A 17888-nucleotide genomic window follows, 5' to 3' on the forward strand; every position below is an offset into this window, starting at 1 on the left:
CTCAGGCGCTGCCGGGGCTGATGCGCTAGGCCGCGCCGCGTTGTGCCTCGTAGACCTGCAGGTGGCAATAGGCGGTGCGCACCAGCGGCACATCGAGCCCCAGGCGCGCGGCGCGCTGTGCCATATCGCCAACGATGTCATCGGCCTCGATCCTGGGCGCGCCCTGCGCGATGTCGCGCATCATCGACGCGGTCCACGACGAGGTTTCGTCCAGCAGCCGCGCGGACATCGCCTGGAATACCGGCTCGGGCAAGGGGTGGTCCGACAGCCGGGCCACCGCCGCGCATTCGTCCATGGCCTGCCGCATCAGCGCGCGCCCGTCGGCGGTCCTGGCGATCTCCCCCACCGTGCCGCGCATCAGGCAGGTCATCAGCGCGCCGGCCGAGATCATCACCCATTTGTTCCACAGCGCCTGGTCGATCTCCGGCGACAGCTCGCGCGTGCCGGGCGTGCCGGCCGCCAGCGCATGGAAGGCGCTGGCCAGGCCCAGCGCCTCTGCCGCGCGGGCGCCTACGATCAGCCCGTCGACCCGCCCCTGGTGGACCACCGCGCCGGCGGGATCCAGCGTGGTGGCAATGTACGAGACGCCGCCAAGCACCCGTTCCCGGCCATAGCGCGCATCCAGCGTGTCGTACGCGCGCAGGCCGTTGACCAGCGGCAGGATCGCCGCGCTTTTGCCGCGGCTGGCATCCAGCGCGGGATCCAGCGCTTCCATGGCGCAGCCCAGGTCGTAGGTCTTGCATGTCAGCAGGACCAGGTCGTAGTCCGGCGTGACGTGTTCGGCCAGCACGGTTCTCACCGGGGAGCGCATATCGCCAAGCTCGCTGCGCACGACAAGGCCGTCCCTGGCAAGCGCTTCGGCGCGCCGCGGCCTCACCAGGAACGTGACATCGGCCCCAGCCTGCATCAGGCGCCCGCCATAGTAGCCGCCCATGGCGCCAGCGCCCAGGACCAGAATCTTCATGATTTCCCCGCTTGGATAGCTTAAGCCTGGAATGCATCGGGTCGGACGGCAAGCACACCGCGACCCTTGCCACTTACGATGCGCCGCCTGCGGCCAGCGCCTCGTTCTCCGCCTGTGTATCTCCGGCAGCCGCCAGGAAGCCGGCAGCGGCAGCGAGCCGGCGACGCATGCCCTCTCCCGCCGCGGGGCCGGGCACCACCGCGTGCCGCTTGAGACTCAAGCGCTCGCCGGTGCCGCCGTCCACCAGCACAGGCTCGACCAGCCTGCCGGTCTCCTTGTCGAGCAATTCCACGCTGGTGCCTTCCGGCGCGAAATGCTTGTTGCCCCAGGCCAGCATGGCCAGCAGCACCGGCAGGAAGTCGCGCCCGCACTGGGTCAGCACATATTCATAGCGCGGCGGCTTCTCGGAATACTGGCGGCGCTCCAGCAGCCCTTCCTCCACCAGCGCGCCGAGGCGGCGCGTCAGCATATTGGGCGCGATATCCAGGTTCTTCTGGAAATCGTCGAAGCGCCGCGTCCCATAGAACGCCTCGCGCATCAGCAGCATGCTCCACCACTCGCCCACCCGTTCCAGGCCACGGGCAATGGGGCACTGCATATTCCTGAAGGTCTTCCTCTGCATATTCGACGGCTCCGCTGGTATCTAGCTCCTTTCAACATGATAGCCAAAATGGCGCCGGCCCCTTGCTCATGCGCGCTGGTGCAAACGCCCGGTTTTGTCCCTGCCGGTGCTGGCGCCGGACCGGTATGGCAGCCTGCAGTACATATTGTCAGCGCGTGCGCAGGCAATGCTGCCGCCGGGCGGCCGCTCCGTGCCGGCCTGCGCCGGCGTGGTGGCGGCGGCCAGCGTTGCCGCCGCCGCGAGGACGATCAGATGGCGAGTTGGCATGCCGGTACTCCGCATCGGTGAAAGCCGGCGCCTCAATGCGCATCGGCCGATGGCGCCTTGGGCGGCACCACCTTGCGCATCAGCGGCACCATGGCGGTGGCGACGACGAAGCACGCCATGATGGCCAGGAAGGCATCGCCGAACGTCTGCGTCTGTGCCTCCCGCCACGCCAGCGCCCACAATTGCCGGAGCGCCGCGCCCTGTGCATCGGCGGCGTCGTGCCCCCACGCAGCCAGGTTGCCGCCGACCGCCTGCAGCAGCGCGCCCATGGCCTCGTTGCGGTAGTTCAGGTGCTCGGCGAGCCGCAGGAAATGCAGGTTGGTGCGATCGTTCAGGATGGTGGCGCAGGCAGCGATACCGATCGCGCCGCCCAGGTTGCGCATCAGGTTGAACAGTCCGGACGCCAGCTTGAGCCGCTCCGGCGACAGCGCGCCGAGCGTGAGCGTGACCGCAGGCGCAATGGCGAATTGCTGCGCTATGCCGCGCAATGCCTGCGGCAACAGCAGTTGCTGCGCGCCCCAATCGTGCGTGATGGGCGAGAACTGCGACATCGAGAAGGCAAAGCAGCCGAGCCCGAACATCAGCAGCCAGCGCAGGTCCACGCGGTTGGCGAAGAAGGCATAGAGCGGGATCGACATGACCTGGAACACGCCGGTGGAAAACACCGCCAGCCCGATCTGCAGCGCGCTGAATCCCCGCACGCGGCCGAGGAACAGCGGCGTGAGATAGATGGTGGCGAAAATGCCCACGCCCGCGACGAAGGAGAAAAAGCAACCCAGCGCGAAGTTGCGGTCCTTGAGCGCGCGCAGGTCCACCACCGGCTGCGCGTAGGTCAGGCTGCGCCAGACGAAGCCGACGCCGGCCACGGCCGCGATCCAGGCGGTGGCGCGGATCACGTCGTCGCCGAACCAGTCCCAGCGCGGCCCTTCCTCGAGCGTGTATTCCAGGCAGCCGAGGAACAGCGCCATCAACGCCATGCCGGCATAGTCGGCGCCGCGCAGCAGCGACCAGTTCGGGCGGTCCACGTGCACCAGCATGGGCACCGCCACCGTGATGAAGATGCCGGGTACCAGGTTGATGAAGAAGAGCCAGTGCCAGGAGTAGTTGTCGGTGATCCAGCCGCCCACGGTGGGGCCGAGCGTGGGCGCCAGCGAGGCCAGGGCGCCGATGGTGGCGGCGGCGATCACCCGCTGCTTGCCGCCGAAGAAGGCGAAGGCGGTGGTGAACACCAGCGGGATCATCGAGCCGCCCAGGAAGCCCTGCATGGCGCGGAACGCGATCATGCTCTGGATATTCCAGGCGATGCCGCACAGCAGGCTGGTCAGCGTGAAGCCGGCCGCCGAGGCGGCAAACAGCCAGCGCGTGGACATCACCCGGGACAGCCAGCCCGACAGCGGGATCACGATGATCTCGGCAATCAGGTAGCTGGTCTGCACCCAGACGGTCTCGTCGGCGCCGGCCGACAGCCCGCCGCCGATGTCGCGCAGCGAGGCCGACACGATCTGGATATCCAGCAAGGCGATGAACATGCCCACGCACATGGTGGCGAAGGCCAGTACCTTGGCCCCCGTGCTCATGGCCGCAGCGGAAAACGCCGCGGCAGGCGGACTCGCGGGCCTGGAGGCCGGCGCAGCCTGCGCCGGTCCCGTCAGGACGTCGCTGCTCATGGCCGCACCTGCGCATCGGCGCGGGCATCGACCTCGGCCACCACCGACAGGCCAGGCCGCAGCATGGCCAGCGTGGCCTCGTTCTCGTCAAGCTGGATGCGCACGGGCACGCGCTGGACGATCTTGGTGAAGTTGCCGGTGGCGTTCTCCGGCGGCAGCACGCTGAACTGGGCGCCGGTGGCCGGCGCCAGGCTGAGCACGCGGCCGTGGAAAACGCGCCCGGGCAGCACATCGGCCTCGACGGTGGCCCGCATGCCCGGCCGCAAGCGGGCAAGCTGCCCTTCCTTGAAATTGGCATCGACCCACAAGCCGCGCGCCGGCACGATGGACAGCAGTTGCGTGCCGCCCGCGGCATAGGCGCCGACGCGGGCGCGGCGGTTGCCGATGGTGCCATCGATTGGTGCGCGCAACTCCGTGTAGCCGAGGTTCAGCCTGGCGATATCGCGCTCGGCGATGGCTTGCGCCAGCGCGGCCTGGGCCTGCAGCTTCTGCGTGGCGATCACCTCGACCTGGCGCTGCGCGGCCAGCAGGCTGGCCTGCGCCTTCTGGGTATTGGCAAGCGATTGCTTGTAGTCGGCATCGGCCTTCTGCGAACTCTGGAGCGACACCGCCGACTTGGCCGCCAGGCTCTGGTAGCGGGCCTGGTCGTCGCGCGCGCGCACGGTGTCGGCATCGACCGCGCTCACCGCTGCCCTGGCCTGGCCGATCACGGCCTCCTGCAAGGACCGGGTGGCATCCAGGTTGGCCAGCAGCGCCTGTTGCGCGGCCACCGCGCCTTCCGCCTTGGCCAGCGCGGCGCGGTAGTCGCGATCGTCGATGCGGGCCAGCAGGTCGCCGGCGTGGACCTGCTGGTTGTCGGTCACGGCGACTTGCGCCAGGTAGCCCGCCACCTTGGGCGCGATCACGGTGACTTCCCCGCCGACATAGGCATCGTCGGTGCTTTGCAGGAAGCGGCCGTGCGTCCACCAGTGCTGGCCATAAGCGGCAGCCCCCAGGGCCGCGGCCAGGCCCACGCCTGCCAGCAGGATGCGCTTGCGGTCAAGCCGGGGCCTGGCGGCCGGCAGAGGCTCCGAACCCATGCGGTCGGCGGCGATATCGCTTGTCATGATGCTTCCTCTTCCTTTCAGATCACGCCCGCTGGCCGCGGGACATGCGAGATGGCGGCGGCGCGTGCCGCCGCCGATTTTTCGAGACGGGCACGCAGGCGCTCGCTGGCGGCCGGGCCGGCCGCGATCCTGTGGTCCGCTTCGGTGATGGGATTGCCGTTCGCCGCATCCACCAGCAGCGGTGTGACGGTGGCGCCGGTGTGGCGGTCCACCAGCTGGATGCTTTCGCCCTCCGGCGCGAAATGCCGGTTGCCCCAGGCCAGCAGCGCCAGCATCACCGGCCGGAATTCACGCCCGCGCGTTGTCAGCAGGTATTCCCAGCGTGGCGGCCTGTCGCAGTACTGGCGCCGCGCCAGCAAGCCGTCGCGCACCAGCGAGTCCAGACGCCGGGCCAGCATGTTTGGCGCGATGCCGAGCTGCTTCTGGAATTCGTCGAAACGGCTGAGCCCATAGAAGGCCTCCCGCAGGATCAGGATGTTCCACGGCTCCCCTACCCGCGCCAGGCTGCGGGCAATTGGGCATGGCGCGTCGCCGAGCGGCTTTCTTTGCATATTCGCCACCTCCGGAATCATGTTGCTATCAAGATGAAAGTTAGTATAGAGTTGTAGATATCATCATGCAAGTAACTTGTTTGCCAGGATTTTGAACAGAGGCGGCGGCGCCGCTTCGCGAAGGAGATGCAAAGATGGAAATGACCCGGTCTTCCGCCCGAACCCGGCAACGGCAGCGGCAACCGCACCGGCGCTCCCCCCCGCAGGCCAGCACCGGCGCGGCGCGCGCCGCGGGCATCGCCGCGGCGGCGCTGACGGCGCTGGCCTTGGCGGCCTGCGCGGCAGTCGGCCCCGACTACCATGCCCCGGCAGCCGACGCGCCCGCCGGCTACCCGCATGCCGGCGCTCTGGCGGCGCGCCAGGCGCAAACGCCTGCGCCGCCGCTGGATACCTGGTGGACAGGGTTCGACGATCCCGTGCTGACGCGCATCGTCCAGCGCGCACTGGACCAGAACCTGGACCTCGCCGCCGCCTTCGCCCGGGTGCAGCAAGCCCGCGCCGCCGCAGCGGAAGCCGGCGCGCAGCTGCTGCCCCAGGCAAGCCTCTCGGCACAGGCGGTCAAGGAGCGGCAGTCCCTGGAAAGCCCGCTGGGCAGGATCGCCAGCCGGTTCCCGGGCTACAACCGCAATCCCGAGCTCTATGACGTGGGCGCCGGCGCGAGCTGGGAGATCGATTTGTCCGGCGGCTTGCGGCGTGGGGCCGAGGCAGCGGACGCCGAGGCGCAGGCGGCCCGGGCCGATCACCTGGGGACGCGCATTTCGGTGGCGGCGGAGGCGGCGGACGCCTATTTCCGGGTGCGCGGGGCGCAGCAGCGCATCGCCATCGCGCAGGACGAGGTAGCGAACAACGGCAGGCTGCTGGAATTGGTGCGGCTGCGGCTGCACGACGGCCTGTCGTCCAGCCGCGAGGTGGCGCAGGCGGAAGCCCTGGTGGCCCAGGCACGCGTAACCATTCCGCCCTTGCGGATCGAGCTGCAAACCCAGTTGAACCGTCTGGATGTCTTGATGGGCGCGCAGCCGGGCACCTATGCCGCGGAACTTGGCCCGGCCCCGGGCCACCTGGCCGTGCCCGCCATCTCGGTGGCGCAAGGGCCGGCGGACCTGCTGCGCCGCCGCCCGGACGTGATCGCCGCGGAGCGCAGGCTGGCGGCCAGCAATGCCCGCATTGGCGTGGCCACCGCGGAGTACTACCCCAAGCTATCCTTGTCGACCCTGCTGGGTTTCGAGAGCCTGAGCAGCGGCAAGCTGTTCTCCGCCGCGGCCTTCCAGCCAATGGCCGTGGCCGGGCTGCGCTGGCGCCTGTTCGATTTTGGCCGGGTGGACGCCGAGGTGGCGCAGGCGAAGGGCGCCAACGCCGAAGCGCTGGCCCATTACCGCAAGGCCATGCTGCGCGCCACGGAAGACGTGGAAAACGCCATCGTCACGCTCACCGAACTGGAATCCCAAGGGCGGGAACTGGCCACCGAGATCGACGCGCACGTGCGGGCGCGCAGCGCCTCCGAGGATGCCTACAAAGGCGGCGCCGTCAGCCTGTTCGAAGTGCTCGACGAGGAACGCCAGCTGCTGGCCGCCCGCGACCAGCAGGCGCGTGTGCATGCGGACAATGCACGGGCGGCGGTGGCAACGTTCCGCGCGCTGGGAGGCGGCTGGTAATCAGCCCCGCCCGGGCCCGGGCTGGCCGAGACACGGGGACCGGTTCCCCGCAGGCTGCTCATCGCTGCCACGCCAGGCTGCGCCGCCCCCAATCGACGCACCGTTCCCGTGCACAGGCCGGCCCGGAGCGCAAACTGGTGCGCCGGGGCACGGCATCGGCGCCGCGCATGCCAAATTTGCGTACAAACCATGTGCATCAGCCTTGTACATCAGGCTGGCATACCTCTTGCATCTTGGCCTGGCATGAGACTCGCCATGCCAACCTTTCCCGCCCGCGGCAACCCCGCCGCCATCGCCGCAGCCGATCCCGCACCCGGTTGCTCCTCGGCCGAGATCGCCGAGCGCGTCACGCAATCCATCCTGGCCCAGCGGCTTGCCCCCGGCACGCGACTGGGCGAGCAAGCGCTGGCTGGCCTGTTCGGCGTGAGCCGGACGCTGGTGCGCGAGGCGCTGACCCGGCTGGCCGCGCGCGGCATCGTCACGGTTTCGGCCCGGCGCGGCTGGTTCGTGATCGAGCCGTCGCGGCAAGAGGCGCAACAGGCGTTCGCCGCGCGGCGCGCGATCGAGCTTGGCCTGCTGCGCTATGCGGCGCCGGCCTCGGCGGCGGCCATCGGCCGGCTGCAGGAACATGTGGCGCGGGAACAGCAGGCGCTGCGCGCCGACGACAAGGCACTGCGCAGCTACCTGCTGGGCGATTTCCATGTGTGCCTGGGCGAATGCGTGGGCAATGTGCTGCTGGCCGACACGCTGCGCGATCTGACCGCGCGCACCACGCTGATCGCCATGCGCTACCAGTCCAGCCACCAGGCCAACGAATCGTGCGCCGAGCACGTGCAGATCGTGGCAGCGCTGGCCGAGGGCGATACCGAGCGCGCGATCGCGCTGATGGACGCGCATCTGCGCCACGTCGAGGCCGGCCTGAGCGCCGCCGCGCCGGAGCCGCCGCCGGATCCGCTGCGCCAGGCGCTGCGCCCCTTCGGGGGCGGCGCCTGAACCATACCGGGCACCGGGCACCGGAGCCGGCCGCATACCCACCGATCTTCCTCAACCTCAACGGCAAGACTGCAAGGATTCCTCATGACACTCTCGAAGCTCCTCCTCGGCCTGGGCGCCGCCGCCCTCGCCCTCTCGATGCAGACCGCCGGCGCCGAAGCGCTGGACGACGTGGTCAAGGCCGGCGTGCTCAAGGTCGCGGTGCCGCAGGATTTCCCGCCCTTCGGCTCGGTCAACGCCGAGATGAAGCCGCAGGGGCTGGACATCGATGTCGCCGCGCTGATCGCCAGGAAAATGGGCGTAAAGCTGGAACTGGTGCCGGTGACCAGCACCAACCGCGTGCCTTACCTGCAAACGAAGAAGGTCGACCTGGTGATCTCCAGCATGGGCAAGAACCCCGAGCGCGAGAAAGCCATCGACTTCAGCGAAGCCTACGCGCCCTTCTACAATGGCGTGTTCGGCCCGGCCGACCAGAAAGTGGCCAGCGCCGCCGACCTGGCCGGCAAGACCGTGGGCGTAACGCGCGGCGCGGTCGAAGACCTGGAACTGAGCAAGGTCGCCCCGCCCACCGCCACCATCAAGCGCTACGAAGACAACAACGGCACCATCAGCGCCTTCCTGTCCGGCCAGGTGCAACTGGTGGCGACCGGCAATGTGGTAGCCGCAGCCATCCTCGCCAAGAACCCGCCCAAGAAGCCGGAGCCCAAGTTCCTGATCAAGAACTCGCCCTGCTTTATCGGCATGAACAAGGGCGAGCCCAAGCTGCAGGCCAAGGTCAACGCGATCCTGGCGCAAGTGAAGAAGGACGGCGAACTCAATGCCCTCACGGTGAAATGGCTGGGCATGCCGCTACCGGCCACGCTTTGATGCCGCCCGGGATCGCGCCGCTCATGCACTGAAGCCATGAAGCCGGCAAGCCATTGACGCCCCGTGGCGCCGGCCCCGCGCCCCAGCGCGCCCACCCGGGCGCCGCCACCCAACGAGTTCGCATGTCCTATCAATTCGATTTCCTTTCGGCCTTCGACTATGCCGGGGTGTTCGCCCACGGCATCGCCGTCACGGCCGAACTCACCGCCATCGGCGGCGTGCTGGGGGTGTCCCTCGGCATTGCCTGCGCCTGGGCCCGCACCCAGGGTCCTGCCTGGCTGGCCGCCAGCGCCGGCGGCTATGTGGAGCTGATCCGCAATACCCCCTTCCTGATCCAGCTGTTCTTTATCTTCTTCGGCCTGCCCAGCGCCGGGGTGCACCTTGGCGAGATGCAGGCGGCCATCCTCGCCATGGTCATCAACCTGGGCGCCTACAGCGCCGAGATCGTCCGCGCCGGCATCGCAGCCGTGCCGCGTGGACAGCTGGAGGCCGGCGCAAGCCTGGCGATGGCCCCCTTCCAGGTGTTCCGCCACGTCGTGCTGCGCCCGGCCTTGCAGAAGATCTGGCCGGCGCTGTCCAGCCAGGTGGTGATCGTCATGCTGGGGTCGGCGGTCTGCTCGCAGATCGCCGCCGAAGACCTGACCTTTGCCGCCAACTTCGTCCAGGGCCGGAATTTCCGGGCCTTCGAGGTCTACCTGCTGACCACGGTCATCTACCTGCTGCTCGCCATCGGCCTGCGCCAGGTGCTGCGCGGTCTCGGCGGCATGCTCTTCCGGAGGGCGTCATGACCGATTTTTCAACGTGGGACATCCTGCGCAACCTGCTGCTGGCGGCACGCTGGACCGTGGTGCTGTCGCTGGTGGCCTTCGCCGGGGGCGCCGCGACCGGGCTGCTGGTGCTGCTGATGCGCATCAGCCGGCGCGCGCCGCTGCGCCGTGCCGCGTGGGCCTTTATCGAAGTCTTCCAGGGCACGCCGCTGCTGATGCAGCTCTTCCTTGCTTTCTTCGGGCTGGCGCTGTTCGGCGTGGAGATCCCGGCCTGGCTGGCCGCGGGCCTGGCGCTGTCGCTCTGGTCCGGCGCCTACCTGGCGGAAATCTGGCGCGGCTGCGTGCAAGCCATTCCCAAGGGGCAGTGGGAAGCCGCCGGCTGCCTGTCGCTGGGCCACCTGCAGCAAATGCGCTACGTGATCCTGCCGCAAGCGCTGCGCATCGCGATTGCGCCCACGGTGGGCTTCGTGGTGCAGATCATCAAGGGCACGGCGCTGGCGTCGATCATCGGTTTTGTCGAGCTGTCCAAGGCCGGTACGGTGATCACCAACGCCACCTTCAGCCCCTTTACCGTCTATGCGCTGGTCGCGCTGCTCTACTTCGCGCTGTGCTGGCCGCTCTCCCGTTACAGCCGTCATCTGGAAAGGAAACTCAATGTCGCTCATCGCCATTGAAAACGTGAAGAAGCGCTTCGGCGCCAACCAGGTGCTCAAGGGCATCGACCTGAAGGTGGAGGCCGGCGAGGTGATCGCCATCATCGGCAAGAGCGGCTCGGGCAAGAGCACGCTGCTGCGCTGTATCAACGGGCTGGAAAGCATCGATGAAGGCAATATCACGGTGGCCGGCGCCAAGCTCGGCGCCAGCGAGCTGGAGCTGCGCGCGCTGCGGCGCAAGGTCGGCATGATCTTCCAGCAGTTCAACCTCTTCCCGCACCTGAGCGCCGGGCGCAACGTGATGCTGGCGCCGACCGTCGCCGGCGGCGTCAGCGAGTCCGAAGCCCTGACGCGTGCGCGGGCATGCCTGGCCAAGGTGGCGCTGGCGGAGAAGTTCGACAGCTACCCGGACCAGCTATCCGGCGGCCAGCAGCAGCGCGTGGCGATTGCGCGGGCGCTCGCCATGCAGCCGCGGGCGCTGCTGTGCGACGAGATCACCTCGGCGCTGGACCCGGAGCTGGTGATGGAAGTGCTGAGCGTGGTGCGCCAGTTGGCGAGCGAGGGCATGACGCTGCTGATGGTGACGCATGAAATGCGCTTCGCGCGCGAGGTCTGCAACCGCGTGGTGTTCATGCACCAGGGGCGGGTGCATGAGATCGGGCGGCCGGAGGAAATCTTCGCCAACCCGGCCACGCCTGAGTTGCAGCAGTTCCTGGGGATGGCGGCCTGAGGCTGCCCGGCTGGAAGCACGCCGGCAGCGCGGGAAACCGGACTGCCGGCGTGCTGGCTTCCATCCCCAGCGCGGGCGCTTGCGCCTTGTCTCAGGCAAATGCGCTGCGGGAAGACGGCAACACCGTGCCGACCGTTTGGGCGAACAGCCCGGCGATGCGGTCGATATCCTGCTCCGTGCAGATGAAGGGCGGTGCAAACAGCACGTGGTCGCCGTGCACGCCATCGACGGTGCCACCCATCGGGTAGACCAGAAGACCGTTTTGCATCGCGGTCGATTTCAGTTTGGCGTGGACCTTCAGCGCAGGGTCCAGGGTCGCCTTGGTGGCGCGGTCGGCCACGAACTCGACGCCGACAAACAGCCCGCGCCCGCGGATGTCGCCAACGTTGGGATGCTCGCCCAGCACTTCGCGCAGCCTGGCGCGTAGTTGTTCGCCGCGCGCCTGCACATTGGCCAGCAGCCCCTCTTCGGCAATCGTGCGCTGCACGGCCAGCGCCGCGGCACAGGCCGTGGCATGCCCGATATAGGTATGGCCATGCTTGAAAAAGCCGCTGCCGCCCACGATGGTGTCGTAGATGCGGCGGGTGGAGAGCATCGCGCCGATCGGCTGGTAGCCCGCGCCCAGGCCCTTGGCGATGGTCACGATATCCGGCACGACGCCATCTTCCTCGCAAGCGAAGAGATAGCCGGTGCGGCCCATGCCGGACATGACCTCGTCGAGGATCAGCAATACGCCGTACTTGTCGCAGACCGCGCGGATGCGCTTGAGATAGTCCGCAACGGGCGGCACCGCGCCGGCGGTGGCGCCAACCACGGTCTCGGCCACGAAGGCCGCGACGCTTTCCGGGCCCAGTTCCAGTATCTTTGCCTCCAGTTCGTCGGCAAGGCGCTGCGCATACTGGACGTCGGTCTCGCCGGCAGCCTGGTCGCGATAGGCATAGCAAGGCGACACGTGATGCGCCGGCACCAGCAGCGGCAGGAACGGCTCGCGCCGCCAGGCGTTGCCGCCGATGGCCAGCGCCCCGAGCGTATTGCCGTGGTAGCTCTGGCGGCGGGCGATGAAATGCCGGCGCCCGGTCTGCCCGAGCTCCACGAAGTATTGGCGCGCCAGCTTCAGCGCGGCCTCGACCGCTTCGGAACCGCCCGACACGAAGTAGACGTGGTCAAGGTCGCCCGGCGCGGCCTGCACCAGGGTATCGGCCAGCGTCTCGGACACCTCGGTGGTGAAGAACGACGTATGCGCGTAGGCGATCGTATCCAGCTGCGCCTTGATCGCCTCGATCACGCGGGGGTGGCCATGGCCGAGGCAAGACACGGCGGCGCCGCCGGAAGCATCGATGTAATGCTTGCCGTTGCTGTCGATCAGCTCGATGCCCTTGCCCGCGACGGCTACGGCGAGGGTCTGGCGAGGGTTGCGGTGGAATACGTTGGTCATGATGTGCTGTGTTGAAAACGATGTGTCGGTGGTTTGGCCTGGCGCTCCAGCACCTGCCCCGGAAAGGCGGGAAGGACGCGTGTCTCGTCCCACACGCGCCTGCCGTTGACCCAGACGCCGTCGATGCCTTCGCTCAGGCGGATGGGATCCTCGAACGTCGCGGTGTCCCGCACGCGCTGCGCATCGAACAGGACCAGGTCCGCAAAATACCCCGTGGCGACAAGTCCCCGGGCTTCCAGGCCATACTGCGCGGCAGCCAGTCCGGACATCTTGTGGATGGCTTGCTCAAGCGTCATCAGCCCAGCCTCCCGGACCAGGCGCCCGAGGATGCGGGGAAAGGTTCCCCATTGGCGGGGATGCGGCCTGGGGTCGAACGGCAGGCCATCCGACCCGAAGATGGTCAGCGGGAAACTGGCGATGCGCTCCACATCCGCTTCATCCATGATGAAATAGATCGCGGCAGCCGGGCGCAGCCTTGCCAGCAGCGCTTCTTCATCCAGGCCCAGGGTGCGCATCAGTTCGTCGAAGTCCCTGCCGCCTGCCTCCGGGTATCCCTTGGACCACGTAATCATGGTGCGCGAGGATTGCCGCACGCGGTCCAGCCTGAGCATCGTGGAGGTGGCCGGATAGGGGTGGCAGTCCAGGCAAAGCGGCTGCAGCCTTGCCGCACGCTCCAGGATGCCCAGCGTCTCGATGGAACGCCCGTGATTGCGCTTGCCGGCCACCTTGTGATGCGAGAAGACGATGCGGCAACCGAGTGCCTGGCCGATCCGCAGGGCCTCCTCCATCGACGGCACGATGTCGTCGGTCTCATCGCGAAGATGGGTGGAATAGACGCCGCCATACCGGCTGACCGGCTCGCAGACCGCGGTGATCTCCGCCTCCGTCGCGGCGGCCGCCGGCGGGTAGAAGGTGCCGGTGGACACGCCGAACGCGCCTGCCTGCATGGCCTGGTCTACCTCCAGGCGCATCGAGGCCACCTCTTCGGGGGTGGCTTCGCGGCCCAGGTCCCGCATGACCTTGACCCGCAGCGTCGAATGGCCCAGCAACGGTACGACGTTGACGTTGGCCGGCGCCGCGCGCAGGGCGTCGAGCCAGTCGGCGAATGCAGCGAAACGGAATAGTTCCGCCGGCCCCATCAGATCGAGAGGCTGGGGCGGATCCTCCGTCACCAGCGGCGCCACGCTGATCCCGCAATTGCCCGTCACCACGGTCGTGATGCCTTGCGACACCTTGGGCTCCATCTCGGGATGCACCAGCAGGTAGCCGTCGTCGTGCGTGTGAGCGTCGATGAAGCCCGGTGCGAGAACGCGGCCGTTCGCGTCGATCGCCTCCTTCGCGGGCAGGCCGGCAAGATCGCCAATGGCGACGATGCGGTCTCCAAGCACGGCAACGTCGGCGATACGCCGCTGCGCGCCGCTACCGTCGACCAGCGTGGCCCGCCGGAAGAGCGTATCGACGGCCTGGATGGAATGCACGGGCGTTTCCAAGATCGGGGCTCCCTTTGGTGTGGCTCGATATGCCGAGGACTGGCCTGGTGCCGCCCTCCCCGTTCGGATCACCCTGGCCAATTAGCCAGAAGTATAGGAAAGGACAACGCACTTTGCAACATACGTTTCCTATTTTTATATAGAGATACAATTGATTCAGTAAAGCGAGGTACCGTCCATGGCGGCGTCACCCGTGCATCCGGAGACCACCTATGCAACAATCGTTACAAACACCCCGATCGGGACCAGCCATGCCAATTGAATCCTCCGCGCCGCCGCAGCACCTGGACGAGCTCCTTGCCCTGCTGCGGGAAAACTTCGCGGCGCTCAGCCCCCAGTTCCAGGGAGGCGCGCGCTACCTGCTCGACCACCCCCAGGAGATCCCCATCCTCTCCATGCGCAAGATCGCCGTGGACGCCGGGGTACAGCCTGCGACGCTCGTCCGCCTCGCGCAGTTTCTCGGCTTCGAGGGTTGGCAAGGGCTGCGCGAGCTCTTCGTGGAGGCGTTTCGCGGTGGCCCCCAGCCCTATGCGAAGCGGGCGAAGAAGCTGGTACGGGACAGCGGCTCGAGCCGGCTGCTCGCGGAAATGCTCGATACGCAGCACCGCAACCTCGACCTGACGGGGGCCAACAACGCGGAATCGATGCCGCGAGCGGCAGACCTGCTCAGTGCCGCGCCCAATGTCTACATAGCAGGCTTTCGCTCCTGCTATCCGATCGCCTTCACGTTCCAATACATCTACCGGCTGTTCCGCTCGTCCGCGCACCTGATCCGGGGCGATGCGGGAACGCTGGAGATGGAACTGCGGGCCCTGGCGCCCAAGGATGCCGTCGTGGTGGTGAGCTTCGCGCCCTATTCGCAGGAGATCATTCGCGTAGCCAGCGCCGCGAAGCAGGCCGGTTGCCGCATTGTCGCCCTGACCGACAGCACGGTAGCGCCGATCGCGCTGGAGGCGGACTGCACCCTGCTCTTCTCGGTCGACAGCCCGTCGTTCTTCCCCTCCATCACGGCAGGCGTGGCAGTGGTCGAAGCACTGGTCGAGCAGCTTCTGGCTAAGAAGGGCAAGGGCGCCATCAAGGCCCTCGAACTCGCCGAGGGCCAGTTGCACCAGACTGGCGCTTACGTCCAGGCGAGGCATGGCTAGGCGGTATGCCCGGTATACCCGATCTGCCACGACCCTGGACCGGGGGCGCCGTTTGCGACCGGCCGCACAGCCCTTCGGCCTCCAGGAACAAGGCCGCCTCCAGGCAGCGCGCCTCCTGCCCGGGCGGGCCGATCAGCTGCACGCCCAGGGGCATGCCGTCCCTGCGGCAAGGCGCCGCCACCACAGGCAGTCCGGCCAGGGAGATGGGACGCGTCATGTGCCCCGCGTCCGCCCGTGGCTGGTAGATTCGAGCGGTCCCCGCGAACCGGTCCACGCCGATCGGCGGCGCTACGTAGGGGGTGGTGCACGCCAGGAGCAGATCGACACCGTCGAAGAGGGACTCGATCCGCTTGCGCCAGGCGGCCTGATAACGCTTCGCGGTCTGGTACCAGGACTCGGGAATGGCCAGCCCCGCGAGCATGCGCTGGCGCACAAAGGCACTATATGCCGGGTGGTTCACCGCAAAACCGCGCTGCAGATGGTTGTAACCCACCTCGAACGCCGAGATGATCGAGGCGGCGTCGCGGGCCAGATCCGCATCAGGCAGATCGATCGTCCTGGCCGAGCGAAACCCCGAGGCAACGCTCAGCACGGCATCGCGGGCTTCGTCCTCGGCGAAGTCGCCAAAGCCGGCCCCCAGAACCCCGACACGCAGGCCGCGCGCGGCATTCCCGCGCAGGAGCGTCCCACCGAAGCCGGCCGGGCCGGCAGCCTGCATCGCCTGGTACGCCAACGCAAGGCCTTCGGCGTCCGACGCCATCGGGCCGACGGCATCCAGGCTCTGCGCGTAGGGAAAGCACCCCTGCGTCGAAACGCTGCCCGTGGTGGGGCGCAATCCCCAGACGCCACAGAATGCCGCCGGAGCACGGATGGAGCCGTTGGTGTCGGAGCCGAGTCCCAGCGGCGCAATGCCGGCCGCGATTGCGGCCGCCGTGCCGGCGGACGATCCGCCCGTGATGCGCGTCGGGTCCCGCGGATTGCGCACCGGGCCGCCAATCACGTTCTCACCCGTGGCGCCGCAGGCATACTCGTCCATCTGCGTCAGCGCCACCGGGATCGCCCCCGCCGCGATCAGCGCGCGCACCACGGCCGCGCTACGGCGCGCCGGGGCCTCGTCTTGCCGGGCTTCGGCGCCGGCAAGCGTCGGGTGGCCTGCCACGTCCAGCAGGTTCTTCACCACAAACGGGACGCCGGCCAGCGGCGGCAAGGACATGCCGGCAAGGCGCTCGCGGTCCAGTACCTTCGCGCGGGCAATGGCCTCTTCCTGCAGCAGCAAGGAAAGACAATTGAGTTCGCGGACCTCCCCCGCCCTGGCCAGGCTGCGGCGCACGATCTCCTCGGCGCTGGCCGCGCCGGCGCGCAAGCGCTCCGCCACCCACGATGCCGACCGCGGATCAGGCCCCATCGCCACGCTCCGTATCGGCCGCCGCACGGTCCCGCATATCGTTTTCCAGCCGCCGGGCCATGGTGCCCATGCCCACCAGCAGCGCAACGACGGCCTGGACATCGTCCGCGCTGACCGGCGGGTGGACTTTGCGCAAGGCAGCCTCGACCGCGGACATGGCCTGCGCCTGCGTCAGATCCCGCATGGCGCGCTCACACCGGACGGGCTGACAGCAGCTTGCGCGGAATCGCGAGGATCAGCACGGCTGCCGCGAACATCAACCCTGCCAGCGCCAGGACGCCCAGCGAGATGCTGCCGGTGGACTGCTTGATTCCGCCCATCAGCACCGGGCCGATCAGCCCCGCGAGACTTGCCGCGCTGTTGATCATGGCAATGCCTCCGGCCGCCGCCGTTCCTGCCAGGACCCGGCCCGGCAAGCCCCAGAACATGGCCAGCGTCGCCATCAGGCCGGAAATGCCGATGGTCAGGAACAGCATGGCTACGACCGTGTTGTGAGGAAAGAGCGTGCTTGCCCACATCGCGGCCGCCGCCACGAACAGCGGGATGGCGGAGTGAAGCCGGCGCTCGCCGGTACGCTCGGCATGGGCAGCATTGCGGTTCATCGCGACGCAGGCAACGCTGTAGGGAATCGCGGTCAGGAACGCGATCTCCAGCGGAGACTGCATGCCCGTGGATTGAATGATGGTGGGCAGCCAGAACACCAGGCCGTAGTTGCCGATATTGAAGAGCAGGCAGATCGCCATCAGGGTCCACAGGACCGGCGACTTCAACGCGGCAACGAAGCTGGTGCTCTTCCTGGCATTCTCGGTGGACAACGTGCCGCTGATTGCCGCTGCTTCCGCCTTGGTGAGCCAGGGTGCGGACTCCGGCGACTCCGGCAGCATCCTGAGCACCAGCATTCCCAGCGCGATGGCCGGCAGCGCTTCGATCAGGAACATCCATTGCCAGCCCTGCAGCCCATGCAGGTCGTGCGTACCGGACATCAATGCGCCGGAAATCGGCCCGCCCAGGACCATGCCCAGCGGCATGGCCAGGAACAGGATCGACATGATCTTCGACTGGCGGTCGGCCGGATACCACTTGTTCAGGTACATCACGGCGGCCGGAAAGAAGCCCGCTTCCGTCACGCCCAGCAGGAAGCGCGCGGCGTAGAACTCGAATGGCGTGCTCACCAACATGGTCGCGGCGGAGACAAGGCCCCAGACGATCATGATGGCGGCCATGCTCTTGCGCATGCCCAGGCGGTAGATCAGCAGGCTGCTGGGCACCTGGCAAAGCATGTATCCCCAGAAGAAGATGCCGGCCCCGATCCCGTACACCACATCGCTCAGATCCAGCGCCTGCTGCATCTGAAGCTTGGCGAACCCGACATTGACCCTGTCCAGGTAGCTGAAGAAATAGCAAAGAACGATGAACGGGACGATGCGCCGCGTCACCTTGGCAAACGCCGACGTCGCCAGCGCAGCGTCGGCAAGGGGGATCCTTGCCGCCAGCCCCTCGGCAGCCGTGCTTTCCAAAACACCCATATCGGTCTCCTCACACCTCACCAGATAGCGAGAGCGTTCCGCCCCCGC

Annotated in this window: 18 protein-coding genes; 7 read left to right on the forward strand and 11 right to left on the reverse strand. The window is 67.9% G+C overall.

All coding sequences use genetic code 11. From position 1 onward, the window contains the following. Positions 1–25 precede the first annotated feature (25 nt). The 6 genes from AC3FOF_RS25300 to AC3FOF_RS25325 all read right to left on the reverse strand — a co-directional run bounded on the left by AC3FOF_RS25300 (position 26) and on the right by AC3FOF_RS25325 (position 5177). Entirely contained in the window at positions 26–964 is a 939-nt protein-coding gene (locus AC3FOF_RS25300) for a 2-dehydropantoate 2-reductase (protein ID WP_488728154.1), read from the reverse strand. Positions 965–1037: 73 nt separating this feature from the next. Continuing rightward, positions 1038–1586, reverse strand: coding sequence for a winged helix-turn-helix transcriptional regulator (locus AC3FOF_RS25305; RefSeq protein WP_017225111.1), 549 nt, complete (start codon positions 1584–1586; stop codon positions 1038–1040). 66 nt (positions 1587–1652) lie between these two features. After that, complete coding sequence (locus tag AC3FOF_RS25310) at positions 1653–1853, reverse strand: hypothetical protein (RefSeq protein WP_488728155.1); 201 nt, start codon at positions 1851–1853, stop codon at positions 1653–1655. A gap of 32 nt (positions 1854–1885) precedes the next feature. Beyond that, a complete protein-coding gene (locus tag AC3FOF_RS25315) occupies positions 1886–3520 on the reverse strand; it encodes a DHA2 family efflux MFS transporter permease subunit (protein WP_017224955.1) in 1635 nt (544 codons plus the stop codon). Beyond that, a complete protein-coding gene (locus tag AC3FOF_RS25320) occupies positions 3517–4626 on the reverse strand; it encodes an HlyD family secretion protein (RefSeq protein ID WP_276268736.1) in 1110 nt (369 codons plus the stop codon). Before AC3FOF_RS25320 ends, AC3FOF_RS25315 begins: the two co-directional genes overlap by 4 nt. A 17-nt stretch (positions 4627–4643) precedes the next feature. Next, positions 4644–5177 carry a winged helix-turn-helix transcriptional regulator gene (locus tag AC3FOF_RS25325; RefSeq protein ID WP_035817327.1) on the reverse strand — a complete coding sequence of 178 codons (534 nt, stop codon included), beginning with the start codon at positions 5175–5177 and terminating at the stop codon, positions 4644–4646. Between the two features lie 134 nt (positions 5178–5311). On the opposite strand from AC3FOF_RS25325, the gene AC3FOF_RS25330 reads away from it, so the two are divergent. The 6 genes from AC3FOF_RS25330 (at position 5312) to AC3FOF_RS25355 (ending at position 10839) form a co-directional block, all read left to right on the forward strand. Beyond that, on the forward strand, positions 5312–6829 hold the full coding sequence (locus tag AC3FOF_RS25330) for an efflux transporter outer membrane subunit (RefSeq protein WP_488728156.1): 1518 nt from the start codon (positions 5312–5314) through the stop codon (positions 6827–6829). 255 nt (positions 6830–7084) lie between these two features. Further along, positions 7085–7822, forward strand: coding sequence for a GntR family transcriptional regulator (locus AC3FOF_RS25335; RefSeq protein ID WP_488728157.1), 738 nt, complete (start codon positions 7085–7087; stop codon positions 7820–7822). Between the two features lie 84 nt (positions 7823–7906). Continuing rightward, a complete protein-coding gene (locus AC3FOF_RS25340) occupies positions 7907–8689 on the forward strand; it encodes a transporter substrate-binding domain-containing protein (RefSeq protein WP_488728158.1) in 783 nt (260 codons plus the stop codon). A gap of 122 nt (positions 8690–8811) precedes the next feature. Further along, a complete protein-coding gene (locus AC3FOF_RS25345) occupies positions 8812–9477 on the forward strand; it encodes an amino acid ABC transporter permease (protein ID WP_488728159.1) in 666 nt (221 codons plus the stop codon). After that, a complete protein-coding gene (locus AC3FOF_RS25350) occupies positions 9474–10130 on the forward strand; it encodes an amino acid ABC transporter permease (protein WP_017229685.1) in 657 nt (218 codons plus the stop codon). Before AC3FOF_RS25345 ends, AC3FOF_RS25350 begins: the two co-directional genes overlap by 4 nt. Then, positions 10111–10839: an amino acid ABC transporter ATP-binding protein gene (locus AC3FOF_RS25355; protein ID WP_017229684.1), complete on the forward strand. Its 729-nt coding sequence runs from the start codon at positions 10111–10113 to the stop codon at positions 10837–10839. Before AC3FOF_RS25350 ends, AC3FOF_RS25355 begins: the two co-directional genes overlap by 20 nt. Positions 10840–10930: 91 nt before the next feature. Here the strand turns inward: AC3FOF_RS25355 and AC3FOF_RS25360 are convergent, their stop codons facing one another. Continuing rightward, positions 10931–12274 (reverse strand): aspartate aminotransferase family protein, encoded by a 1344-nt coding sequence (locus AC3FOF_RS25360; protein ID WP_488728160.1) that lies wholly within the window; start codon positions 12272–12274, stop codon positions 10931–10933. Beyond that, positions 12271–13752: an N-acyl-D-amino-acid deacylase family protein gene (locus AC3FOF_RS25365; RefSeq protein ID WP_488728161.1), complete on the reverse strand. Its 1482-nt coding sequence runs from the start codon at positions 13750–13752 to the stop codon at positions 12271–12273. The genes AC3FOF_RS25360 and AC3FOF_RS25365 overlap by 4 nt, the downstream gene beginning before the upstream one ends. Before the next feature lie 263 nt (positions 13753–14015). Here AC3FOF_RS25365 and AC3FOF_RS25370 point away from each other — a divergent pair, with 263 nt between their 5' ends. Next, positions 14016–14909, forward strand: coding sequence for a MurR/RpiR family transcriptional regulator (locus AC3FOF_RS25370; protein WP_017229681.1), 894 nt, complete (start codon positions 14016–14018; stop codon positions 14907–14909). On the opposite strand, the gene AC3FOF_RS25375 is transcribed toward AC3FOF_RS25370, so the two are convergent. Genes AC3FOF_RS25375 through AC3FOF_RS25385 form a run of 3 tightly spaced genes read right to left on the reverse strand, consistent with a single transcriptional unit; the run spans position 14839 to position 17840 of the window. Beyond that, positions 14839–16314: an amidase family protein gene (locus AC3FOF_RS25375; protein ID WP_488728162.1), complete on the reverse strand. Its 1476-nt coding sequence runs from the start codon at positions 16312–16314 to the stop codon at positions 14839–14841. The genes AC3FOF_RS25370 and AC3FOF_RS25375 overlap by 71 nt on opposite strands. After that, positions 16304–16498, reverse strand: coding sequence for a hypothetical protein (locus AC3FOF_RS25380; protein ID WP_488728163.1), 195 nt, complete (start codon positions 16496–16498; stop codon positions 16304–16306). The genes AC3FOF_RS25375 and AC3FOF_RS25380 overlap by 11 nt, the downstream gene beginning before the upstream one ends. A 7-nt stretch (positions 16499–16505) precedes the next feature. Further along, positions 16506–17840, reverse strand: a complete 1335-nt coding sequence (locus AC3FOF_RS25385) for an MFS transporter (protein ID WP_488728164.1) — start codon at positions 17838–17840, stop codon at positions 16506–16508. Positions 17841–17888: the final 48 nt, after the last annotated feature.

It is taken from the genome of Cupriavidus sp. 96C5-1, from assembly GCF_057798855.1.